22 protein-coding genes are annotated in these 22,428 nt (G+C 69.9%); 9 read left to right on the top strand and 13 right to left on the bottom strand.

Going from position 1 to position 22,428, the window contains the following annotated elements:
• Positions 1 to 22 precede the first annotated feature (22 nt).
• Complete coding sequence (locus tag AC1P0E_RS13225; RefSeq protein WP_482742382.1) at positions 23 to 430, bottom strand: DUF6234 family protein; 408 nt, start codon at positions 428 to 430, stop codon at positions 23 to 25.
• Between the two features lie 309 nt (positions 431 to 739).
• Here AC1P0E_RS13225 and groES point away from each other — a divergent pair, with 309 nt between their 5' ends.
• Both groES and groL read left to right on the top strand, forming a co-directional pair.
• Entirely contained in the window at positions 740 to 1,048 is a 309-nt protein-coding gene (gene groES / locus AC1P0E_RS13220) for a co-chaperone GroES (protein WP_028812332.1), read from the top strand.
• A 92-nt stretch (positions 1,049 to 1,140) separates the two neighbouring features.
• Complete coding sequence (groL, locus tag AC1P0E_RS13215; RefSeq protein WP_482742381.1) at positions 1,141 to 2,766, top strand: chaperonin GroEL; 1,626 nt, start codon at positions 1,141 to 1,143, stop codon at positions 2,764 to 2,766.
• Positions 2,767 to 2,877: 111 nt separating this feature from the next.
• On the opposite strand, the gene AC1P0E_RS13210 is transcribed toward groL, so the two are convergent.
• From AC1P0E_RS13210 to AC1P0E_RS13185, 6 genes are all read right to left on the bottom strand, one after another.
• Positions 2,878 to 3,573, bottom strand: coding sequence for an ester cyclase (locus AC1P0E_RS13210; RefSeq protein WP_482742380.1), 696 nt, complete (start codon positions 3,571 to 3,573; stop codon positions 2,878 to 2,880).
• A gap of 67 nt (positions 3,574 to 3,640) precedes the next feature.
• A complete protein-coding gene (locus AC1P0E_RS13205) occupies positions 3,641 to 4,678 on the bottom strand; it encodes a hydroxyacid dehydrogenase (protein WP_482742379.1) in 1,038 nt (345 codons plus the stop codon).
• Between the two features lie 24 nt (positions 4,679 to 4,702).
• Positions 4,703 to 5,554 carry a carbohydrate ABC transporter permease gene (locus AC1P0E_RS13200; RefSeq protein WP_482742378.1) on the bottom strand — a complete coding sequence of 284 codons (852 nt, stop codon included), beginning with the start codon at positions 5,552 to 5,554 and terminating at the stop codon, positions 4,703 to 4,705.
• Positions 5,551 to 6,447, bottom strand: a complete 897-nt coding sequence (locus AC1P0E_RS13195) for a carbohydrate ABC transporter permease (RefSeq protein ID WP_482742377.1) — start codon at positions 6,445 to 6,447, stop codon at positions 5,551 to 5,553. The genes AC1P0E_RS13200 and AC1P0E_RS13195 overlap by 4 nt, the downstream gene beginning before the upstream one ends.
• 8 nt (positions 6,448 to 6,455) lie before the next feature.
• Positions 6,456 to 7,787, bottom strand: coding sequence for an ABC transporter substrate-binding protein (locus tag AC1P0E_RS13190; RefSeq protein ID WP_482742376.1), 1,332 nt, complete (start codon positions 7,785 to 7,787; stop codon positions 6,456 to 6,458).
• 99 nt (positions 7,788 to 7,886) lie between these two features.
• Positions 7,887 to 8,981, bottom strand: coding sequence for a LacI family DNA-binding transcriptional regulator (locus AC1P0E_RS13185; protein ID WP_482742375.1), 1,095 nt, complete (start codon positions 8,979 to 8,981; stop codon positions 7,887 to 7,889).
• Positions 8,982 to 9,150: 169 nt separating this feature from the next.
• On the opposite strand from AC1P0E_RS13185, the gene AC1P0E_RS13180 reads away from it, so the two are divergent.
• Positions 9,151 to 10,908 (top strand): DUF2264 domain-containing protein, encoded by a 1,758-nt coding sequence (locus AC1P0E_RS13180; RefSeq protein WP_482742374.1) that lies wholly within the window; start codon positions 9,151 to 9,153, stop codon positions 10,906 to 10,908.
• On the opposite strand, the gene AC1P0E_RS13175 is transcribed toward AC1P0E_RS13180, so the two are convergent.
• Positions 10,902 to 11,675 (bottom strand): SDR family NAD(P)-dependent oxidoreductase, encoded by a 774-nt coding sequence (locus AC1P0E_RS13175; protein WP_482742373.1) that lies wholly within the window; start codon positions 11,673 to 11,675, stop codon positions 10,902 to 10,904. The two genes, AC1P0E_RS13180 and AC1P0E_RS13175, sit on opposite strands and share 7 nt — an antisense overlap.
• Before the next feature lie 10 nt (positions 11,676 to 11,685).
• Positions 11,686 to 12,393, bottom strand: coding sequence for an MOSC domain-containing protein (locus AC1P0E_RS13170; RefSeq protein WP_482742372.1), 708 nt, complete (start codon positions 12,391 to 12,393; stop codon positions 11,686 to 11,688).
• A gap of 80 nt (positions 12,394 to 12,473) precedes the next feature.
• Here AC1P0E_RS13170 and AC1P0E_RS13165 point away from each other — a divergent pair, with 80 nt between their 5' ends.
• The gene (locus tag AC1P0E_RS13165; RefSeq protein WP_482742371.1) at positions 12,474 to 13,370 is read left to right on the top strand and encodes a LysR family transcriptional regulator; all 897 of its coding nucleotides are present in this window, start codon (positions 12,474 to 12,476) and stop codon (positions 13,368 to 13,370) included.
• A gap of 43 nt (positions 13,371 to 13,413) precedes the next feature.
• Here AC1P0E_RS13165 and AC1P0E_RS13160 read toward each other — a convergent pair whose 3' ends face one another.
• Positions 13,414 to 13,740, bottom strand: coding sequence for a WhiB family transcriptional regulator (locus AC1P0E_RS13160; protein ID WP_482742370.1), 327 nt, complete (start codon positions 13,738 to 13,740; stop codon positions 13,414 to 13,416).
• 389 nt (positions 13,741 to 14,129) lie between these two features.
• Here AC1P0E_RS13160 and AC1P0E_RS13155 point away from each other — a divergent pair, with 389 nt between their 5' ends.
• The 4 genes from AC1P0E_RS13155 to AC1P0E_RS13140 all read left to right on the top strand — a co-directional run bounded on the left by AC1P0E_RS13155 (position 14,130) and on the right by AC1P0E_RS13140 (position 18,452).
• Positions 14,130 to 14,741: a response regulator transcription factor gene (locus tag AC1P0E_RS13155; RefSeq protein WP_003948568.1), complete on the top strand. Its 612-nt coding sequence runs from the start codon at positions 14,130 to 14,132 to the stop codon at positions 14,739 to 14,741.
• Positions 14,742 to 14,993: 252 nt separating this feature from the next.
• On the top strand, positions 14,994 to 15,569 hold the full coding sequence (locus AC1P0E_RS13150; RefSeq protein ID WP_028812321.1) for a sigma-70 family RNA polymerase sigma factor: 576 nt from the start codon (positions 14,994 to 14,996) through the stop codon (positions 15,567 to 15,569).
• Positions 15,570 to 15,718: 149 nt separating this feature from the next.
• The gene (gene guaB, locus AC1P0E_RS13145) at positions 15,719 to 17,221 is read left to right on the top strand and encodes an IMP dehydrogenase (protein ID WP_482742369.1); all 1,503 of its coding nucleotides are present in this window, start codon (positions 15,719 to 15,721) and stop codon (positions 17,219 to 17,221) included.
• Between the two features lie 106 nt (positions 17,222 to 17,327).
• Positions 17,328 to 18,452 carry a GuaB3 family IMP dehydrogenase-related protein gene (locus AC1P0E_RS13140; RefSeq protein WP_028812319.1) on the top strand — a complete coding sequence of 375 codons (1,125 nt, stop codon included), beginning with the start codon at positions 17,328 to 17,330 and terminating at the stop codon, positions 18,450 to 18,452.
• A gap of 60 nt (positions 18,453 to 18,512) precedes the next feature.
• Here the strand turns inward: AC1P0E_RS13140 and AC1P0E_RS13135 are convergent, their stop codons facing one another.
• The 3 genes from AC1P0E_RS13135 to AC1P0E_RS13125 all read right to left on the bottom strand — a co-directional run bounded on the left by AC1P0E_RS13135 (position 18,513) and on the right by AC1P0E_RS13125 (position 20,352).
• Positions 18,513 to 18,830 carry a type II toxin-antitoxin system PemK/MazF family toxin gene (locus tag AC1P0E_RS13135; RefSeq protein ID WP_482742368.1) on the bottom strand — a complete coding sequence of 106 codons (318 nt, stop codon included), beginning with the start codon at positions 18,828 to 18,830 and terminating at the stop codon, positions 18,513 to 18,515.
• Positions 18,827 to 19,027 (bottom strand): hypothetical protein, encoded by a 201-nt coding sequence (locus AC1P0E_RS13130; RefSeq protein WP_482742367.1) that lies wholly within the window; start codon positions 19,025 to 19,027, stop codon positions 18,827 to 18,829. Before AC1P0E_RS13130 ends, AC1P0E_RS13135 begins: the two co-directional genes overlap by 4 nt.
• Positions 19,028 to 19,089: 62 nt before the next feature.
• On the bottom strand, positions 19,090 to 20,352 hold the full coding sequence (locus AC1P0E_RS13125; RefSeq protein ID WP_482742366.1) for a nucleotide sugar dehydrogenase: 1,263 nt from the start codon (positions 20,350 to 20,352) through the stop codon (positions 19,090 to 19,092).
• Between the two features lie 242 nt (positions 20,353 to 20,594).
• Here AC1P0E_RS13125 and AC1P0E_RS13120 point away from each other — a divergent pair, with 242 nt between their 5' ends.
• Positions 20,595 to 22,304: a glycerol-3-phosphate dehydrogenase/oxidase gene (locus AC1P0E_RS13120; RefSeq protein WP_482742365.1), complete on the top strand. Its 1,710-nt coding sequence runs from the start codon at positions 20,595 to 20,597 to the stop codon at positions 22,302 to 22,304.
• Positions 22,305 to 22,428: the final 124 nt, after the last annotated feature.

Raw genomic sequence — 22,428 nt, 5'->3', positions numbered from 1 at the left:
GGCGGGAGCTGGGCGGGGGCGCTCAGCCGCCGCTGTCCCTGCACTCGCTGCTGTCGCCGCCGCTGCGGCACTGGTGGCCGGTCCCGCCGGGGTCGTACGTCCGCGTGGGCGCCGGCTCCGGGTGCGCGTCGGCGTACGTCCGGGCCGCGCCGTAGAGCACCGTCGCGCCGAGCAGCAGGGCGGCCAGCAGCTGGACCCAGGCCGTGATCGCCCGGCCGCCGTTCCCGAAGCCGTACGCCGTGAGGCCGAAAGCGGCGGCGAGAGCGCCGAAGGTGATCAGCGCGGCCACTTCGCCGGCGCCCTCGCCCCAGAGCAGGACGACGGCCGTGAAGCAGGCCACCGCGTCGACCGCGAGTACGAAGACGGCGAGGGCGGCGTCGCCCCAGCCGGACACGGGGCGGTGCTCCTGAGTGCTGCGGGCGGCAGGCATGACCGCACTGTCGTACGGAACCCGACGGTCCGCCGGGGCGTTGGCGGTATCGAGATCCAACCGCGACCGGCCCGTGTGCGAGCCGTGCGCGAGCCCGTGCGCGCGCCCGTCGTCAACACGTACGGCGGCGCCGGATTGGCACTCCGCTTGACCGAGTGCTAACCGCGTCATAGTCTCGGCGTTGGCACTCTCCACCGGTGAGTGCCAACAGTAGCGACGGGCAGGTCCGGCACCCGCGACGACGGATCCACCTGGTCGCCACCCCACATCAGTTAACCCCGTGAGATCTCCGAAGGGGGAGACCGGACCGTGACGACCACCAGCTCCAAGGTTGCCATCAAGCCGCTCGAGGACCGCATTGTGGTCCAGCCGCTCGACGCCGAGCAGACCACGGCCTCTGGCCTGGTCATTCCGGACACCGCCAAGGAGAAGCCCCAGGAGGGCGTCGTCCTGGCCGTGGGCCCGGGCCGCTTCGAGAACGGCGAGCGCCTGCCGCTCGACGTATCCGTCGGCGATGTCGTGCTGTACAGCAAGTACGGCGGCACCGAGGTGAAGTACAGCGGCGAGGAGTACCTCGTCCTCTCGGCTCGCGACGTGCTCGCGATCATCGAGAAGTAATTCGCCCGAAGATTGCTTGAATTGCGCCCCTGGCCCCCAGCGACAGCCGGGCGGCCCGGGGCGCATTTCGTTTGAGAGGACAGAGAAGCTCCATGGCGAAGATTCTGAAGTTCGACGAGGACGCCCGTCGCGCCCTCGAGCGCGGCGTCAACAAGCTTGCCGACACGGTGAAGGTGACGATCGGCCCCAAGGGCCGCAACGTCGTCATCGACAAGAAGTTCGGCGCCCCCACCATCACCAACGACGGTGTCACCATCGCGCGCGAGGTCGAGCTCGACGACCCGTACGAGAACCTGGGCGCCCAGCTCGTGAAGGAGGTGGCGACCAAGACCAACGACATCGCGGGTGACGGCACCACCACCGCCACCGTGCTGGCCCAGGCGCTGGTCCGCGAGGGCCTGCGCAACGTCGCCGCCGGCGCTTCCCCGGCTGCCCTGAAGAAGGGCATCGACGCCGCGGTCAAGGCGATCTCCGAGGACCTCCTCGCGAACGCCCGTCCGATCGACGACAAGTCCGACATCGCTGCCGTGGCCGGGCTCTCCGCCCAGGACTCGCAGGTCGGCGAGCTCATCGCCGAGGCGATGGACAAGGTCGGCAAGGACGGCGTCATCACCGTCGAGGAGTCCAACACCTTCGGCCTGGAGCTCGACTTCACCGAGGGCATGGCCTTCGACAAGGGCTACCTCTCGCCGTACATGGTGACCGACCAGGAGCGTATGGAGGCCGTCCTCGACGACCCGTACATCCTGATCCACCAGGGCAAGATCGGCTCGATCCAGGACCTGCTGCCGCTGCTGGAGAAGGTCATCCAGTCGGGTGGCTCCAAGCCGCTGCTGATCATCGCCGAGGACGTCGAGGGCGAGGCCCTGTCGACCCTGGTCGTGAACAAGATCCGCGGCACCTTCAACGCCGTCGCGGTGAAGGCTCCCGGCTTCGGTGACCGCCGCAAGGCCATGCTCGGCGACATCGCCACCCTCACCGGTGCGACCGTCATCGCCGAAGAGGTCGGCCTCAAGCTCGACCAGGCCGGTCTCGACGTGCTGGGCTCAGCCCGCCGCGTGACCGTCACCAAGGACGACACGACCATCGTCGACGGCGGCGGCGACTCCGCCGAGGTCATCGGCCGTGTCAACCAGATCAAGGCCGAGATCGAGTCCACGGACTCCGACTGGGACCGCGAGAAGCTCCAGGAGCGCCTCGCGAAGCTGGCCGGCGGCGTGTGCGTGATCAAGGTCGGCGCCGCCACCGAGGTGGAGCTGAAGGAGAAGAAGCACCGTCTCGAGGACGCCATCTCCGCGACCCGCGCCGCGGTCGAGGAGGGCATCGTCTCCGGTGGTGGCTCCGCTCTGGTCCACGCCGCCAAGGTGCTCGAGGGCGGCCTCGGCAAGACCGGCGACGAGGCCACGGGTGTCGCGGTCGTCCGCCGCGCCGTCGTCGAGCCGCTGCGCTGGATCGCCGAGAACGCGGGCCTCGAGGGCTACGTCATCACCGCCAAGGTGAGCGAGCTCGACAAGGGCCACGGCTTCAACGCCGCGACCGGCGAGTACGGCGACCTGGTCAAGGCCGGCGTCATCGACCCGGTCAAGGTCACCCGCTCCGCGCTGGAGAACGCCGCGTCCATCGCGTCGCTGCTGCTCACGACCGAGACCCTGGTCGTCGAGAAGCCGGCCGAGGACGAGGCGGACGCCGGCCACGGCGGCCACGGCCACAGCCACTGACGTTCGTACATCGACGTCGTACGTCGCACGTCGCACAAAGGCCCCCGTTCCCGCTGCTGCTCAGCGGTGGGAACGGGGGCCTCGCCGTTTCGTTCAGCCGAGCCGGCCGAGTCAGCCGAGCGCCCCGAGCTGCCGCATCAGGCCCATGGCGTCCATGTGCCACCAGCCTTCGCGGATCTTCCCGTCGTGGCAGCTGAAGACCGTGGTGCCGGTCATGGTGCACTGCTTGCCCGTGGGAGCGATGCCCATGAAGTCGCCCTTGTGGGTGCCGGTCCAGGTCCACAGCGTCACCACGTCGTCGCCCTCGCACACCTGCCTGTCGACGTCGAAGCGGAAGTCGAAGCCGTCGCGCCAGCCGGTCACATCGCTGCGGATGACATCGGCCCCGACCGTGACGTCCTCTTCCTTCATGACGTCGTGGTCGCGGTAGTCGGCCGTGAACACCTCGTCGATCGCGCCGAGGTTGCCTCCGACGGCGATCTCCTGGAAGAAGCGGTTGCAGAGGTCCTTGTTCAGCTGTTCGTCGCGGACCACATCAAGGTCCGTGAACGACGGCATTCCGTCACAGAGCGCCACCATCTCCTGGAATGTGCGGTCGGTCTCCGGCAGATGGGAGTTCTTCATCGCCTCCTCGTGCGACGGGAACTCGACGATCTCGACGTAGTGGTTGGTCTCGGCCCGGTCCTTGCCGATGATGTTGTGCGTGGCGGTCCGCTTGCCCTTGGTCTGCTCGGCCCACCGGTCCATGAGCTGGTTCATGTCCTCGGACCGCTCAGTCTTGTAGTCGATTATCTGTACGAATTTCATGACGCCTCGCCTCCCGAGCATGGGATGGGACACGTCCAGTTTAGTAAGATATGCGGTTTGTGCCCGGTCAGGCCGAGTGGTGCAGGGACGCCGGGTGGACCGGGTCCGCGAAGGGGCGGCCCGCCGCGTAACGCTCCAGCTCGTCCAGGGACTGGTCGGCCATGCGGTGGAGCTCGTCGCCGAGCGATCCCGCGATGTGAGGGGTCAGGAGCACGTTCGGGAGGTCGTACAACGGCGATTCCCGGGGCGGCAGTTCGGGATCTGTCACGTCGAGTACGGCGTTGAGGCGGCCGGAGGCCAGCTCGGGGAGCAGCGCGTCCTCGTCGATGAGGGAGCCGCGAGCGGTGTTGATCAGGGTGGCCCCGGCGGGCATCGCGGCCAGCTGGCAGGTACTGATCATGTGGTGGGTCGCCGGGAGCTGCGGGGCGTGGACCGAGACGACGGAGCTGCGTGCGCACAGGCCGTCGAGGGGCGCGAGCTCGACGCCGAGCGCGGTGGCTTCGCGCGGGTCGACGTACGGGTCGTACAGCAGGACGTCCAGGTCGAAGGGGCGGAGCAGCTCGATGACGCGGCGGCCGATGCGCGAGGCGCCGACGATGCCTACGGTGCGGCGGTGGTTTCCGGCGCCGTCGAGTTCCGCGCGCCAGTCGTGGTCGGCGCGCAGGGCGCGGTAGCGGGCGGCGGAGTACAGGACGCGTTTGCCGGCGAAGAGGATCGCGGCGAGCGTGTACTCGGCCACGGGCAGGGCGTTCGCCGCTGCCGCCGAGGTCACGGCGATTCCACGGTCCCAGCAGGCCTGGGTGATGTGGTGCTTTACGGAGCCCGCCGCGTGGATGACGGCGCGGAGGTTCGGGGCGGCGTCGAGGACGCCGGCGCTGAGCGGGGTGGCGCCCCAGCAGGTGAAGAGCACCTCGGCCTCGGCGAGGGCTTCGGCGATGTGCGGCGCGGGAGCGGCGAGGTCGTGCGCGATGAGGTACGGGTCGGTGCGCGCCAGCTCGGCCAGGCGGGTGCGGTGGCGGTCGGTGAACAGGCGTTCCGCGATGCCGGGGCCCATGGTGAGAAGCAGGGTCGGCTGAGTCGGCTGATTGTCAGTGGCGTGGTGCATGGTGGAACTCAAGCTCCTCTTCGGTCACTTGACGCTTCCGGCGGTGAGCCCGGCCTTCCAGTGCCGCTGGAGGGAGACGAAGGCGACGATCAGGGGGATGACGGCGAGAAGGGAGCCGGTGACGACGAGGGGGTAGAACTCCGGCTCGCCGTGGGCGTTGCTGTTCCACGCGTACAGACCGAGGCTCAGCGGGAAGAGCTTCTGGTCCGAGAGCATCACCAGGGGGAGGAAGAAGTTGTTCCAGATCGCGGTGAACTGGAAGAGGAAGACGGTCACGAAGCCCGGCATGATCATGCGCATACCGATGGACCAGAAGGTGCGCAGCTCGCCGGCGCCGTCGATACGGGCGGCTTCGAGGGCCTCGTCCGGGATGTAGCCGGCGCTGAAGACCCGGGCGAGGTAGACGCCGAAGGGGTGGACCAGTACGGGGACGAGCACGGCCCAGTAGGTGTTGACGATGCCCAGCTCGCTGGCGAGCAGGTACATCGGCAGGGCGAGCGCGGTGGTCGGGACCAGCACGCCCAGCAGGACGACGCCGAAGAGCTTCTCCTTGCCCCTGAAGTGGTACTTGTCGAAGGCATAGCCCGCGGCGACGCTGATCAGCGAGCTGACCACGGCGCCGCCGCCCGCGTAGAGAAGGCTGTTGAAGTACCAGCGGAAGTAGACGCCGTCGCTGTACGTCGCCAGGGCGGAGAGGTTCGCGCCGAGGTTGAAGTCCTCGAAGGAGAAGGCGTTTCCGGCGAGCAGGCCGCCGGTGTCCTTGGTGGCGGCGGTGACCAGCCAGACGAGAGGGAGAAGCATGTAGACCGTGGCGAGGACGAGCGCGCCGTTGACGGCGGTCTTCGACAGCCACCTGTTCGTCGTGGGAGAGCTCATGCCTTCTTGCCCTTCCGGCCGGTGAAGCGGGTGACCGCGAAGGAGAGCAGCGCGGCGGTGAGCGCGAGGAGCACGGAGGCGGCGGCCGCGAGCCCGTAGTCGCCCCGGTCGAAGGCCGCGGTGTACGCGTACATGTTCGGCGTCCAGGTGGAGGTGACGGATGATCCGGTGCCCTTGTTGATGATCAGCGGCTCGGTGAACAGCTGCAGCGAGCCGATGACCGTGAACAGCGCGACCATCACGACCGAGGCGCGGATCAGCGGGACCTTGATGCTGAACGCGATGCGCCAGGCGCCCGCCCCGTCCACCGTGGCCGCTTCGAGTACGGAGCGGTCCACGGCCTGGAGGGCGGCGTAGAAGATCACCATGTTGTAGCCGAGCCATTCCCACAGCGCGATGTTGATGACGGAGGGGAGGGCGCCTTCGGGTGAGAAGAAGTCGAAGCCGATGCCGCCGGCCTCCATGGCGTCGACGACCGGGCTGAGCTGGGGCGTATAGAGATAGACCCAGATCAGCGCGGCGATGATGCCCGGGACGGCGTGCGGCAGGAAGAGCGCGAGCTGGAAGAAGCGGCGGGCGCGGGCGAGCGTGGAGTCGAGGAGCAGGGCGAGTGCGAGGGCTCCACCGATCATCAGCGGGATGTAGAACACGCAGTACCCGAGGAGTACGACGAAGCCCTCGCGGAAGGCCGGGTCACCCAGCGCCGCCGTGTAGTTGGCGAGGCCGCTGAAGACGGTCCGCGTTCCGCCGAAGCCCAGTCCCGACTGCTTCTCGGTGAACAGGCTCAGCCAGACCGCGTATCCGATCGGCACCACCATCACCAGGGTGAAGAGGGCGAAGAAGGGAGTCAGCAGGACGCCGGCGGCGGCATTGGTACGGGTGCGGGCCTTCACGTTGTTCCTCAGCCCTCTACCTTCAGGCCGCGCTTCTTCAGCTCTGAGACGGTCGCCTCATGTCCGGCCTCGACCGCGTCGGCGATCGTCGCGCCGCCGTTCGCGACCTTGCCGAACCCGTCCTTGATGACGGTGTTCGTGGTGCCGGTGCTCGGGCCCCACGCCCAGTTGGGGGTGATGGAGGCGCCGGCGTCCTCGAAGACCTGGTAGATGTCCTGCCCGCCGTAGTACCGCGCGTCGAAGGCCGCCTTGGCCACCGGGCGCAGCTCGGCCGCTGCCGGGAAGGCACTCGACGTACCGGAGGCGATCCGGGCCTTGACGCCGTCCTCGGTGGTCGTCATCCACTTCGCGAACTCGATGGCGGCCTCGGTCTTCTCGCTGTCCTTGGTCACCGCGAAGGTCGAGCCGCCCAGCATGCCGCTGGCCGGCTTGCCGTCCCAGGACGGCATCGGCGCGACGGCCCACTTGCCGCTCTGCTCGGGCAGGGTGCCCGACAGGACTCCCGCGCCCCAGGAGGCGCCGAGGTAGCCGATGGTGCCGCCGCTCTTGAGGGAGTTGGTCCACTCCGGGCTGAAGGAGGCGTTGTTGCGGACCAGGTCGTCGTCGAGGAGTCCCTGCCAGTACTTGGAGACCTTGGTGGTCGCGGCGTCGGTGGTGTCGACCTTCCAGGTGTCGCCCTCGGCCTTGAACCACTGGGCGCCGGCCTGCCAGGCCATCGCCTGGAACGTGGTCGGGTCGTCGGGGAAGAAGGTGCCGATGCGCGCTTTCTTGTCGGCCTTCTTGACCTTCTCGGCGGCGCCTTGGAACTCGTCCCATGTCTTGGGGACTTCCACGCCGTACTTCTTGAACAGGTCCTTGCGGTAGTAGAAGGCCTGCGGCGAGGCGTCGAAGGGGACGGCCCAGTTCTTGCCGCCGAGGGTGGTCAGCTCGACCGACTGCGGCAGGAACTTCTTCTTCACGTCGTCGCTGAGGTGGCCGCTGATGTCCTGCACCGAGCCCTGGCTGACGAACTCCGGGAGCATCGGGTACTCGATGGAGACCAGGTCGGGGGCGTTGCCCGCCTTCACGGCGTTGGAGATCTTGGCGTAGCCGCCGGCGTTGCCGGAGGGGATCTCCTCGTACTTCACCCGGATGTTCTTGTGCGAGGCGTTGAAGGCGTCGACCACCTCCTTCGAGCCCTTGGCCCAGCCCCAGAAGGTGATCGAGACGGGCTTGCCGTCACTTCCCGGGGCGGCGGACTTCTTCTCGTCCTCGCCGTTGCCGCCGCAGGCCGTGAGAACGGCGAGGGCGGTGGCGGCGCCGACTATGACATGGCACGTTCTGTTCCAACTTGGGCTCACGGCACGGCTCCTGAACGGGCGGCGACATTGCGTTGGCCGTGATCCTTGAGGCAGTGCTGAGCGAAGTCAAGAGCGAAAGATTGATTGATCGAAAAAAGATCAGATCGATGAGGCTCCGCACGAAGCCCGTACGCGCAACTGCGGAAGCAACGCCAGATGCCGGCGCGGCTCCTCCCCGCCCGCGCCCCGCCCTTGCCCGAGCCGCTCCACCAGCAGCCCGGTCGCGAGCCGTCCCACCTCGCGTTTCGGCGGCGCCACCGCCGTCAGCGGGGTGTCCGCGAGCGCCGCCACCTCGTCGTCGTACGCGATCAGTGCCAGATCTCGCGGCACCCGCACACCCAGCTCCGCGAGCCGCTGCACCACCTGGATCGCGTCCACGTCGTTGTGGATCAGTGCCGCGGTCGCCGTCCCCGACCCGACCGCCGCCCGCAGGGCCTGCACCGCCGCCTCGAAGCGGTCCGGGTGCGCCTCCGCGGGTACGGAATCGATCACGTCCCGCGGCTCCTTCACCCCCAGCACGCCGAGCGCCTCCGCGTACCCCGAACGCACCGCGAGAGCGGTCGGCGAGTCGTCGCGTGCCATCAGCAGCGGCGCCCCGTGCCCCAGCTCCATCAGGTGGCGCACGGCCAGCAGCACCCCGTGCCGGTGGTCCGAGCAGACCCGGTCGATCCCGTCCAGCGGCGAGCCCGCCGCCGGCTGCCGCTCCAGCAGCACAGTGGGCACGGGCAGCGACGTGATCCAGTCGCCGTACGCCGCCGGGTCGCCCGGCCGCCGCCAGCCCGGCGCGATCAGCAGCCCCTCGGCGCCCGCCGCCAGCAGCCCCTCGGTGCGGGCGTGGTCCTCCTCGGGGCGGTAGTCCGAGATGCGCAGGATCAGCCGGGCCCCGGCCCGCGCCGCGGCCTCGTGCGCACCCCGGATGACCTCGGCGAAGTAGTACGTCGCCGAGGGCGCCAGCATGCCGAGCACCAGGCCGCCACCGGACGGCGTGGCACCCGGGACACCCTGCTCCCTCGGCCACGACACCGACCCGTGCACCCGGTCGAGCAGCCCGCGCCCGGCCAGCTCCTCCACGTCCCGGCGCACCGTGACGGGCGACACGCCCAGCAGGCCGGCCAGGTCCGAGACGCGGGCCGAGCCCCGCTCCCGTACCAGGCCAAGCAGTCGGTCGTGACGTTCAGCAGCACTCTCGCGCACGGCGGCAGTCCCCCTCGCAGTGTGTGGCACAGAAACAGCGTGATCGAACGATAGGAGTTTCGATCATTCAACCGCAATCCATTGACGTTCGATCAATCCAGCTTCTAGATTCCGGCCTGGAGTCCGGCGACGCAGCAGTCGGCCGCCCACAGCCGTCCAGGGGAGCATCATGCCGTTCGGGAACCGCGACGACTGGGAAGCGGCGGCGGACCAACTCCTGCTCGCCGTACGCCCCTACGCGTCCCCGCGCCACGCCCTGATCAACCTGCCGGGCCCGCGCGCCAGCCGGTCCGGCCCCCGCTCCGACGGCCTCGAAGGCTACGCCCGTACGTTCCTGCTCGCCGCCTTCCGCGTCGCGGGCGCATCCGGCCACGACCCGCACCGCCACCTCGCCCACTACGCCGAAGGCCTCACCGCGGGCACCGAAAACCCGGTGAGCGACAGCGAGTTGACGCGCCAGGCCCCCGAGTCCTGGCCGCTGATGGCCGACGTACGCCAAGCCGTCGTCGAATCCGCCTCCGTCGCCCTCGCTCTGCGCCTCACCCGCCCCTGGCTCTGGGACACCCTCGACGAGCGAACCCGCGGCCGCACCCTCGACTGGCTGCTGCCCGCCCTCGACCCGTCCCCCGTCGACAACAACTGGTGGCTCTTCGGCCTCACCGTCGCCGGATTCCTCCAGGACATCGGCATCGAGACCGACCGCGCCCGCGCCACCGTCGACCGCTCCCTCGCCCGCATCGAGGAATGGCACCTCGGCGACGGCTGGTACAGCGACGGCCCCAACCGAGCCTTCGACCACTACAACGCCTGGGCCCTGCACTTCTATCCCGTCCTGCACGCCCACCTCGCCGGCGACCAACGACTGCTCGCCCGCTACGGCCCCCGCCTGCACGCCCAACTCGAGGCCGCGACCAGGATGTTCGACGCCAACGGCGCCCCCATGCCGTACGGCCGCTCCCTCACCTACCGCTTCGCCGCCGCGGCCGCGCCCTGGCTCGGCGCCCTCACCGGCCACACCCCGCTCACCCCCGGCGCCACCCGCCGCCTGGCCTCCGGCACCCTGCGCTACTTCCTCGACCGGGGCGCGGCCGGCGCCGACGGACTGCTGACCCTCGGCTGGCACGGCCCGTACGACCCGATCATCCAGAGCTACTCAGGACCGGCCTCCCCCTACTGGGCCGCCAAGGGATTCCTCGGCCTGCTGCTCCCCGCCGACCACCCGGCCTGGACCGACCCCGAGGACCCGCTGCCCGCCGAGACCCAGGACGCCGTCACCACCCTCGGCCCGCCGAACATGCTGATCCAGTCCACGGCGGCCGACGGTCTCGTACGCCTCCACAACCACGGCAGCAACCACGTCACCGCCGCCGAGGACCCCGGCTACGCCCGCTTCGCGTACTCCACCCGCACGGGACCCACCCACGACAGCGCCGACAACCACTTCGCCCTGCGCATCGACGGCGCCTGGACGAAGCGCGGCCCCGCCCAGCCCTTGGCGGGCGGCCCCGGCTGGGCCGCCTCCGCGCACACGCCCGCTCCCGGCATCCGGGTCGTGTCCGCCACCGCCGCCCACGGCCGCGCCGAACTCCGCGCCCACCTCGTCACCGGCGCCCGGGCGGGCACGCCCGTACGCCAGACCGGCTGGGCCTGTGACGCCCAGGTGAGCGCCCAACTCCACCCGGTCCACGGCTACACCACCGCCCGCGAGTCGGCCACCGGCTCGACCCTGATGGCCACCCGCACCCGTACCGCCGCCCTCGACGGCAACACCACAGCGGGCGACACGCTCTTCGTAGCCCTCGCGTCACTGACCGCCGAGCCCGCCCCGGCGCCCGTCAGCACCCTCGCCGATGTCCGGATCACCGGCCACACCGTCCGGGTGACCTGGCAGGACCGATCAACCACTCAACTCAGCCTCGACTACTGAGGTCCGTACTTCCTGCCGGTCTTAGAGGTGATCCCTCCCAGCAGGCCGCGCGGCGCCAGCTTCACCGCGCCCATCAGCGCCTTGTAGCGCGGGTCCGGCACCGACACCGTCTTCCCGCGCGCCAGATCGCCCATCGCCGCCGCCACCAGCTTGTCCGCGTCCAGCCACATCCAGCCCGGGATGTTGTCCGTCCCCATCCCGGCCCGCTCATGGAATTCCGTACGTACGAAACCGGGGCACAGCGCCATCAGCCGCACCCCGCTGCCGGCCAGGTCCCGCGCCGCGCCCTGCGTGAACTGCACGACCCACGCCTTCGACGCGCCGTACGTCCCGCGCGGCACGAAGGCCGCGACCGACGCGACGTTGACGACGCCGCCGCGCCCCCGCTCCTTCATCCCCGCCGTGGCCGCCGCCGTCAGCCGCAGAACCGCTTCGCAGTGCACCTTCAGCATCGTCAGCTCGTCGGCCATCGACACTTCCAGGAAGCGCCCCTTGTTGCCGAACCCGGCGTTGTTGACCAGCAGATCCACCGGATGTCTGCGGTCCGACAGCCGTGTCTCGACCGACGCGATCCCGGCCTCCGTCGACAGGTCCGCGGTCAGTACCTCCGCCTCGATGCCGTGCAGGTCGTGCAGCTCGGTCGCCTGCTCCTGAAGCCGCTCGGTGTCGCGGGCCACCAGCACCAGGTTGTGCCCGTCCGTGGCGAGGCGCCGCGCGAAGGCGGCGCCGATGCCTGCTGTCGCTCCTGTGATCAGTGCAGTCGTCATGCCGGGCACGTTAGTGCCCCGCGTATCCCGCCTGCCCGCCAGGCTTTGCGGCCTGGGATTGTGGGGAGACGTACTTGCGCGCCGCCTCCAGCGCCTCGGGGTGCAGCGCCTCACCGGCCGCGAGCGTGCGCGGCAGCAGCTCGCGTTCCGTCGTCCCGGCCCTGAACTGCAGGCTCACCGTGACGTCGTGGCCGGGACGGTGCACGATCTCGACGGGGTCGCCCGCCCGTATCCCGCCGGGTTCGATCACCCGCAGGTACGCCCCGGGCGCGGCCCGCCGCGTGAAGCGCCTCACCCAGCCCTTCTCACCCAGCGCGTCCGCGAACGTACGGCACGGGATGCGGCCGCACGTCACCTCCAGGACCAAGTCGGGGCCGACGCGCCAGCGTTCACCGATGAGCGCGCCGTTCACGTCGAGCCCCAGGGTCGTGAGGTTCTCACCGAAGGAGCCGTTGGGCAGGGCGCGTCCCAGCTCGCGTTCCCACTCGTCGAGGTCCTCGCGCGCGAAGACGTACACCGCCTGGTCGTTCCCGCCGTGGTGGCGCGTGTCGCACACCGCGTCCCCCACCAGCCCGCTCGCCCCGACACCCTTGGGCCCGGGCGCCACCACCCGTACGGGTCCGTCGACAGGCTGCTTGTGAATGCCGGTCGTGCCACTCGGAGCGTCGGAGTAGTCCACGGCCTCGGCGCGGCCCATGTTCACGGTCAGAAGCTGCATGGCCGAACGCTAACCGGCCGTGACTCAAAGTCGCTCGTCATTATTCTGCGGCAAACCCAAGAGTCGCTTATGCTCAAAGGGTGATCGAAGCCCGTCATCTCCGCGTCCTGCGCGCCGTCGCCGCCACCGGCTCCTTCTCCGCCGCCGCGCGCGAACTGGGCTGCACCCAGCCCGCCGTGAGCCAGCAGATGAAGGCCCTCGAACTCTCCGCCGGCACCCCGCTCCTCATCCGTACGGGCCGCGAGATGCGCCTCACCCAGGCGGGGGAGGCGCTGGTCCGGCACGCCGCCGGCATCCTCGCCGGGCTGACCGCCGCCGAGGAGGAGGTCGCCGCCATCGCCGGCCTGCGCGCCGGACGCGTACGCCTGGTGTCGTTCCCCAGTGGCAGCTCGACCCTCGTCCCCACCGCCCTGGCCGCCCTGCGCGCCGCCCACCCCGGCACCCGCGTCTCGCTGGTCGACGCGGAGCCCCCGCGCTCGGTCGAGATGCTGCGCGAGGGCGACTGCGACGTGGCGCTGGCGTTCCGGTACGGGCCGGGCGGCGCCACCGAGGACTGGAACGACCTGGTCGTACGCCCGCTGCTCACCGACCGTCTCGTCGGCCTGGTCCCGGAGGGGCACCGGCTCGCGGATGCCGGTCAGGTCGGCATCGGCGAACTGGCCGACGAGCCGTGGATCGCGGGCTGCCCGCGATGCCGCAGGCAGCTGGTCGAGGTGTGCGAGAGCGCGGGCTTCGCGCCCCGGATCGATTTCGCGACCGACGACTATCCGGCCGTGATCGGCCTGGTCGGCGCGGGCCTCGGGGTCGCGGTCCTGCCCGAGCTGGCGATGGAGTCGGTACGCCCGAAGGGTGCGCGCACCGTTGCGGTGGAGCCCGCCGTGCGGCGCGAGATCGTGGCGCTCACGCTTCCGGACCTGGCTCAGGTGCCGGCAGTGGCGGCCACGCTCGACCAGCTGGCGCTGGCTGCGGCTCGCTGAGTGAATCCGGGGTCGTGCGGCAAGGGGATGGAGAAACGTTCCTTCATGGAGTTGGTGTGTCGGCGGGCGCAGTTGACGCCGCGATGAGACGGTTGCGCGCGCGGCCCATCAGCTCTTCGCGCTCGTCCTCGGTCAGTCCGCCCCATACGCCGTAGGGCTCACGCACCGCGAGGGCGTGTGCCGCACATTCCGCCCGTACCGGGCACCTCATGCAAACCTCCTTAGCCGAGTTCTCACGCGCACTCCGCGCCGCGCCCCGCTCTCCCTCCGGATGAAAGAAGAGCGAGCTGTCCACCCCGCGGCACGCTGCGAGCAGTTGCCAGTCCCACAGATCGGCGTTGGGTCCGGGAAGGCGGGAGAAATCTGCCATTGCTTGTCCCCTTGCATCGATGCATCGAGAGCGTCTGGACCGTGAGGTGGCATCTACTTGTGCAAGTAGATGTAAATATGACTCATTGCGAATCTAGCCACAGACACCAGCAAAACGGAAGAAAAGCCGCTAAATGGGGCATAGCTTTACTTAGGGGGCATGGCGACGCCCGATGCGCTTCTGTGCAACCGAACCCTCACGTAGAGTGCCGATGGCGCCCGTCCGACCCGTAACTCTTTCGAGTGACCGTCGTTGAGAGTGCGAGGCGGTTGAAAGAACAAGCGATCGGGCAGATGTCCGAGAGCGTCAATCGCACAGGTGACGAAATATGTACCAGCCTGGAGGCTCAAGGTGACGCGCAGCTGCTGTGAGAGCCGCGGAGGACAGTCATGACATCCGTCCTCGTCTGCGACGACTCCCCGCTTGCCCGAGAGGCGCTCCGCCGCGCGGTCGCGACCGTGCCCGGCGTCGAGCGCGTGACGACAGCGGCCAACGGTGAAGAAGTTCTCCGCCGCTGGGGCGCCGACCGCTCGGACCTGATTCTGATGGACGTACGCATGCCCGGTCTGGGCGGCGTCGAGACCGTGCGACGGCTGCTCTCCGCAGACCCGGGCGCCCGGATCATCATGCTCACGGTCGCCGAGGATCTCGACGGCGTCGCGCTCGCGGTCGCCGCCGGCGCCCGCGGCTACCTGCACAAGGACGCCTCGCGCGCCGAATTGAGGGCGACCGTCACCCAGGCGCTCGCCGACCCGACCTGGCGGCTCGCCCCGCGCCGGCTCAGGTCGGCGGAGATGGGTGCGGCCCCGACGCTCACGGCGCGTGAGATCCAGGTGCTCGAAGGCATGAGCCACGGACGGTCCAACGCGGAGATCGGCCGGGAGCTCTTCCTCTCGGAGGACACGGTCAAGACCCACGCCCGGCGGCTCTTCAAGAAACTCGGCGCCTCGGACCGGGCGCACGCGGTCGCGCTCGGATTCCGCTGGGGCCTGGTCCGATAGGACCGGGCCGGTGCGCAACCGCGCGGGTGTCACGATCCCCGTCCGCCACCCGGCGGGCGGGGTGACGGACGCCCGTGCCCCTTTCCGCCGCCGATGCCGCATCCTTGAGGGGTGGAGTTCCTCGGGGACGATTCGGTCGAGCGGGAGGGGAGGGCTCAGGAGATGAGTTCCGGCGTACCTGCTCATAACGCTTCGGTGCACAACTACGGACGTGGTGCCGCGGATGCCTCGGCACCAAGGCACCATGGACCGATGCGCGACGACGAGACGACGGTGATCGGTGCACTCGTCCGACGTGCGGTCGAGGGCGACGAGCAGGCGACGCACGACCTGCTGGCCCGCGTCCACCCACTGGCGCTGCGGTACTGCCGCACCCGGCTGAGCCGGCTGCCCGGTGATGCCCGTCACTTCGTGGAGGACCTGGCGCAGGAAGTCTGCGTCGCGGTCCTGATGGCGCTGCCACGCTACAAAGACACCGGCAGGCCCTTCGAGGCCTTCGTCTTCGCGATCGCCGCGCACAAGGTCGCCGACCTCCAGCGGGCCGCGATGCGCCACCCCGGGTCGACCGCCGTGCCGTCCGACGAGATGCCGGAGCGGCCCGACGACTCGCTGGGCCCCGAGGAGCGGGCGCTGCTGAGCAGCGACGCCGAGTGGGCCAAGAAACTTCTGGCGAATCTTCCCCAGGCGCAGCGCGAGCTGCTGGTGCTGCGGGTCGCGGTCGGGCTGACCGCCGAGGAGACCGGGCAGATGCTCGGCATGTCTCCGGGCGCCGTTCGGGTCGCGCAGCACCGTGCCCTCAGCCGCCTGCGCGCGCTCGCAGGGCAGTAGCCGGGCCGCAACGGGGCCGCACACGGCCGTCGGCGTCCCGTGCGAACGTACGAACTCGGTGGGTGATCTTGCTCGTGGAATGAGACACCCCACGATCCCGTTAGCATGGACATCCGCGCCGAGCAAGACCATTTGGGAAGGTGTCAGGCATGACTGCCAACGTCGATGGAGTGCCCGAGAAGTTCGCGATGCTCGGGCTGACCTACGACGACGTGCTGCTGCTGCCCGGCGCGTCGGACATGGCCCCCGACCAGATCGACACCTCCTCGTACATCTCGAAGAACGTACGGGTGAACGTCCCGCTGCTGTCCGCCGCGATGGACAAGGTCACCGAGGCCCGCATGGCCATCGCCATGGCCCGCCAGGGCGGTGTCGGTGTGCTGCACCGCAACCTCTCGATCGCCGACCAGGCCAACCAGGTCGACCTCGTCAAGCGCTCCGAGTCCGGCATGGTGACCGACCCGATCACCGTGCGCCCGGACACCACGCTCGGTGAGGCCGACGAGCTGTGCGCCAAGTTCCGCATCAGCGGCGTGCCGGTGACCGACCCGGCGGGCAAGCTGCTCGGCATCGTGACCAACCGCGACATGGCCTTCGAGACCGACCGCTCGCGCCAGGTCCGCGAGATCATGACGCCGATGCCGCTCGTCACCGGCAAGGTCGGCATCTCCCGCGTCGACGCGGTCCAGCTGCTGCGCCGCCACAAGATCGAGAAGCTTCCGCTGGTCGACGACGCGGGCATCCTCAAGGGCCTCATCACCGTCAAGGACTTCGTCAAGGCCGAGAAGTACCCGAACGCGGCCAAGGACGCCGAGGGCCGGCTGCTCGTCGGCGCGGCCGTGGGTGTCGCGGGTGACGCGTACGAGCGCGCGAGCGCGCTGATCGAGGCGGGCGCCGACTTCATCGTCGTCGACACGGCCCACGGTCACTCCCGGCTGGTCGGCGACATGGTCTCCAAGATCAAGTCGAACTGGTCCGTCGACGTCATCGGCGGCAACGTCGCCACCCGCGACGGCGCCCAGGCGCTCATCGACGCCGGCTGCGACGGCATCAAGGTCGGCGTCGGACCCGGCTCCATCTGTACGACCCGCGTCGTCGCCGGCATCGGCGTACCGCAGGTCACCGCGATCTACGAAGCCTCGCTCGCCGCGAAGGCGGCCGGTGTGCCGGTCATCGGCGACGGCGGCCTCCAGTACTCCGGCGACATCGCCAAGGCGATCGTCGCGGGCGCCGACACGGTGATGCTCGGCTCGCTGCTCGCGGGCTGCGAGGAGTCGCCGGGCGAGTTGATGTTCATCAACGGCAAGCAGTTCAAGTCGTACCGCGGCATGGGTTCGCTCGGCGCGATGCAGTCCCGCGGCCAGGCGAAGTCGTACTCGAAGGACCGTTACTTCCAGGAGGGCGTCGGCGCCGACGACAAGCTCGTGCCCGAGGGCATCGAGGGCCAGGTGCCCTACCGGGGTCCGCTCTCCGCCGTCGTGCACCAGCTCGCGGGCGGCCTGCGTCAGTCGATGTTCTATGTCGGCGGCCGGACGATTCCGGAGCTTCAGCAGAACGGCCGGTTCGTACGGATCACGTCCGCGGGTCTCAAGGAGAGCCACCCGCACGACATCCAGATGACCGTCGAAGCGCCGAACTACAGCAGGAAGTAACCTCGCACGTACACGCTGAGGGGCGGCCCCGGAGATTCCCGGAGCCGCCCCTGTCGTGTGTGTCGGGGATACTGGAGCGGCATACCAAGAGGGAAAGGCCACATACGTGACTGAGATCGAGATCGGGCGCGGCAAGCGCGGCCGCAGGGCGTACGCGTTCGACGACATCGCCATCGTGCCGAGCCGGCGCACCCGGGACCCGAAGGAGGTCTCGATCGCCTGGCAGATCGACGCCTATCGTTTCGAGCTGCCGTTCCTGGCCGCTCCGATGGACTCGGTCGTCTCGCCGCAGACCGCGATCCGCATCGGTGAGCTGGGCGGTCTGGGCGTACTGAACCTCGAAGGCCTGTGGACGCGGTACGAGGACCCGGAGCCGCTGCTCCAGGAGATCGCGGAGCTCGACGACGAGACCGCGACCCGCCGCCTCCAGGAGATCTACGCCGCCCCCATCAAGGCGGACCTGATCGGCCAGCGCATCAAGGAGGTGCGCGACTCGGGTGTCGTCACCGCCGCCGCGCTGTCTCCGCAGCGTACGGCCGAGTTCTCCAAGGCCGTCGTCGACGCCGGTGTCGACATCTTCGTGATCCGCGGGACCACGGTCTCCGCCGAGCACGTGTCGGGCGCCGCCGAGCCGCTGAACCTCAAGCAGTTCATCTACGAGCTCGACGTCCCGGTCATCGTGGGCGGCTGCGCGACGTACACCGCCGCGCTGCACCTGATGCGTACGGGCGCGGCCGGTGTCCTCGTCGGCTTCGGCGGCGGCGCCGCGCACACCACGCGCAACGTGCTGGGCATCCAGGTCCCGATGGCGACCGCGGTCGCCGACGTGGCCGCGGCTCGCCGCGACTACATGGACGAGTCCGGCGGCCGGTACGTGCACGTCATCGCCGACGGCGGCGTCGGCTGGTCCGGCGACCTGCCGAAGGCCATCGCCTGCGGCGCGGACGCCGTGATGATGGGCTCCCCGCTGGCCCGCGCGACGGACGCGCCCGGCCGCGGCCACCACTGGGGCATGGAGGCCGTCCACGAGGACGTGCCGCGCGGAAAGCGCATGGACCTGGGCGCGGTCGGCACGACCGAGGAGATCCTCCTCGGCCCGTCGCACACCCCGGACGGTTCGATGAACCTGTTCGGCGCGCTGCGCCGCTCGATGGCGACGACGGGCTACAGCGAGCTGAAGGAGTTCCAGCGCGTCGAGGTGACGGTCTCCCCGGCCGAGCACAAGCGCTGACCTTCTGCCTACGAACGCGAGCGGGCCCGGACCACGGTGACGGTCCGGGCCCGCCGGCGTTCAGAGGCCGAGGTACTGGCTGACCGCGTGCTCCACCTCGGCGAGCTCGTCGCGGTCCAGGTAGTGCACCGGGTCGCCGTGGATGAATGAGATGTCGACCGTGCGGATCTGGTCCACGAGCAGCCGCGTCAGGACTCCCTCGACCTCGATTTCCGGGCGGAAGACGGACTGCTGTGCGCTCGTCGACGTGGGGACGACGGTGGCCACGGTCCACGGCATGGAAGTGGGGCTCAGCACCAGGCCGTATCGCCTGCCGCGCTGCTCGTGGCCGCGTTTCGCGTCGCCGAGGTCCACCCGGTACACGGCACCTCGGATCACCAGGCGTCCGCTTCGGCGTTCAAGTCCTCGTCGGCCAGCCGTTCTGCGTCGGCACGGGCCTGGCTCAGCCAGACCTCCCGCTCCAGCAATCGCAGCGCGCGCCGGATTACGTCGCTGGTGCGCTCGCCTTCGCGCATTGCGGTGCGGATGATGCGCTCGTCCTCGTCGGTGGGTCGGAACCCTATGGTCGTCGCCATACTTCGAGGCTAGCGCGCCGTGAAGCAACTGTCCAACAATTGTTGTACGCGCACTCCGGTGCTCAGAGGCGGTGACTCGCGCCCGTCGGGGACGCGCCTCGGGTGTCGAGGAGGAGCTGGGCCTTCACCGCGAGGGCCTGGAGGTCGTACGTACGGTGGTTCTGCAGAAGCACCGTCAGGTCCGCGTTGGCGGCCGCCTCGTAGAGGGAGTCGGCGCGGGGGACCGGGGTGTCACGTACGCGCCAGTCGGGGACGAGCGGGTCGTGGTAGCCGATCTGGGCGCCCAGGTCCATCAGGCGGGTGGCGATCTCCTGCGCGGGGGAGCCCTGCTGGTCGGCGAGGTCCGGCTTGTACGTGATGCCGAGCAGCAGGATCCGGGCGCCGCGCGCGGATTTGCCGTGCTCGTTGAGGAGCGTGGCGCAGCGCTGGATGACGTACTGCGGCATGCGGCCGTTGATCTCCTGCGCGAGCCCGACCATGCGCAGCGGATGGCCGGGGGTGCGGCTGCCGTGCGGGATGTAGTTGGGGTCGACGGGTACGCCGTGGCCGCCCACGCCGGGCCCCGGGCGGAACGCCTGGAAGCCGAAGGGCTTGGTCTCGGCGCAGCGGATGACGTCCCAGAGGTCCACGCCGAGGTCGTGGCAGAGCACGGCCATCTCGTTGACCAGGGCGATGTTCACGTGCCGGTAGTTCGTTTCGAGTACGCCGACGGTCTCGGCCTCGCGCGGTCCGCGCGCCCGGACCACCTTGTCGGTGAGGCGCCCGTAGAAGGCGGCGGCCGATTCGGTGCAGGCGGGGGTGAGGCCGCCGATGACCTGCGGCGTGTTGGCGTAACTGGGCAGCCGGCTGCCCGGATCCACCCGACTGGGGGAGTACGCGAGGTGGAAGTCGCGGCCGGCGCGCAGTCCGGACCCCTCTTCCAGGATGGGGCGCAGGAATTCTTCCGTGGTGCCGGGGTACGCGGCGGATTCGAGCAGCACGGTGGTGTGCGGGCGCAGTTGCGCCGCCAGGGCCTTGGCGGCCTCTCCGACGGCGCTCAGGTCGAGCGTACGGTCGGCGCCGAGCGGGGTGGGGGCGCAGATGACGGCGGTACGGACCCGGCCGAGCTCGGCCGGGGCTCTGACGGTACGGAAACCGCCGGCGAGCATGCGGCGCAGGTCGGCGGCGGTGAGGGAGCCGTCGCCCGGGGCGCGCCCAGCGGCGAGGTCGGTGAGCAGGCGTGGGTCGGTGTCGTAGCCGATGGTGTCGATGCCGGAGGCGACTGCGGCCTGGGCGAGGGGCAGGCCGAGGTGGCCGAGACCGATGACGGCGAGATCTGCGGGCATGGCGGTGGGCCGTCCTTCCCAATAGCCGGAGGGGAGGCAACGCGCAAGCCCTGTGGACAGTTCGAGCGAGCGCAATTTCAGACTAAGCGTAAATATGACCGTTATGCGGCATTGTGTGAGGCCGGGGCGCGGGAGTGTTGTCCACAGACATCCACAGGCGGTGGCTGAAGACGGGCAGCACAGACAGAATCGAGGAGGCAGGGATGTGATCCCGGCCGCCCCGACCACTACGGGAGGCAGCAGTGAGGACAGCGACACTGGGACCCGCCGAGCGCGCCGAGGCGCTCGCGGCGATGGCCGAGCGTGAACTGGACGTGCTCGTCGTGGGCGCCGGAGTGGTCGGTGCGGGGACGGCTCTCGACGCCGTCACGCGCGGCCTGTCGACCGGACTGGTCGAGGCACGGGACTGGGCCTCGGGCACGTCGAGCCGGTCGAGCAAGCTGATCCACGGCGGCCTGCGCTACCTGGAGATGCTCGACTTCGCGCTCGTACGGGAGGCGCTGAAGGAGCGCGGACTGCTGCTGGAGCGGCTGGCGCCGCATCTGGTGAAGCCCGTGCCGTTCCTCTACCCGCTCCAGCACAAGGGATGGGAGCGGTGGTACGCCGGGTCCGGTGTGGCGCTGTACGACGCGATGTCGGTGTCGTCCGGGCACGGGCGCGGACTGCCGATGCACCGTCACCTCTCGCGCAAGCGCGCCCTGCGGGTCGCTCCCGCGCTGAAGAAGGACGCCCTGGTCGGCGCCCTGCAGTATTACGACGCCCAGATGGACGACGCGCGCTATGTGACGACGCTGGTGCGCACGGCGTCGCAGTACGGCGCGCAGGTCGCCAACCGGGCACGCGTCGTCGGCTTTCTGCGGGAGGGCGAGCGCGTCGTCGGGGCACGGGTCCAGGATGTGGAGGGCGGCGGCGAGTACGAGGTCCGGGCGAAGCAGGTCGTCAACGCGACCGGCGTGTGGACGGACGACACGCAGGCGCTGATCGGCGAGCGCGGGCAGTTCCATGTGCGGGCGTCCAAGGGCATTCATCTGGTCGTGCCGAAGGACCGCATCCACTCGTCGACCGGACTGATCCTGCGGACCGAGAAGTCCGTGCTGTTCGTCATCCCGTGGGGACGGCACTGGATCGTGGGCACGACCGACACCGACTGGGACCTCGACAAGGCACATCCGGCGGCCTCCAGCGCGGACATCGACTACCTGCTGGAGCATGTGAACTCGGTGCTGGCGGTGCCGCTCACGCGCGACGACGTGCAGGGCGTGTACGCCGGCCTGCGGCCGCTGCTGGCCGGGGAGTCGGACGCCACCAGCAAACTCTCGCGCGAGCACACGGTGGCGCACCCCGTGCCCGGGCTCGTCGTGGTCGCGGGCGGCAAGTACACGACGTACCGCGTGATGGCGAAGGACGCCGTGGACGAGGCGGTGCACGCGCTCGACCAGCGGGTCGCCGAGTGCGTCACGGAGGACGTGCCGCTCGCGGGCGCCGAGGGGTACCGGGCCCGGTGGAACGCGCGGGCGCGGATCGCGGCGCGGACGGGGCTTCATGTGGTGCGCGTGGAACACCTGTTGAACCGGTACGGATCGCTGGCCGAGGAGGTGCTGGAGCTGATCGCCCGTGACCCGTCGCTGGGCGACCCGCTGAGCGCGGCGGACGACTATCTGCGGGCGGAGATCGTGTACGCCGCCTCGCACGAAGGGGCGCGGCACCTGGACGACGTACTGACCCGGCGTACGCGCATCTCCATCGAGACCTTCGACCGGGGGACACGCAGTGCGCGGGAGTGCGCGGAGCTGATGGCGCCGGTGCTCGGCTGGGACAAGGAGCACATCGCGAAGGAGGTCGAGCACTACGAGAAGCGGGTCGAGGCGGAGCGGGAGTCGCAGCGCCAGCCGGACGATCTGACGGCCGACGCGGCACGGCTGGGAGCGCCGGACATCGCGCCGATCCAGTGAGCCGATTCGGCGGGCCGATTCCGTGACTGGCCGTAATGCGGCGAACTCGGCAAGGTGGCGGGGAGGTTCGGTGGAGCTGCCCTGATACTGCTTTGACCTGCGCGTGGTCCCTTTTGTTCGTGCT

Source organism: Streptomyces sp. TRD_SC_5 (assembly GCF_056836825.1).
Note: the sequence above shows the minus strand (reverse complement) of the source record. Positions and strands in the feature narration are given on the sequence as shown.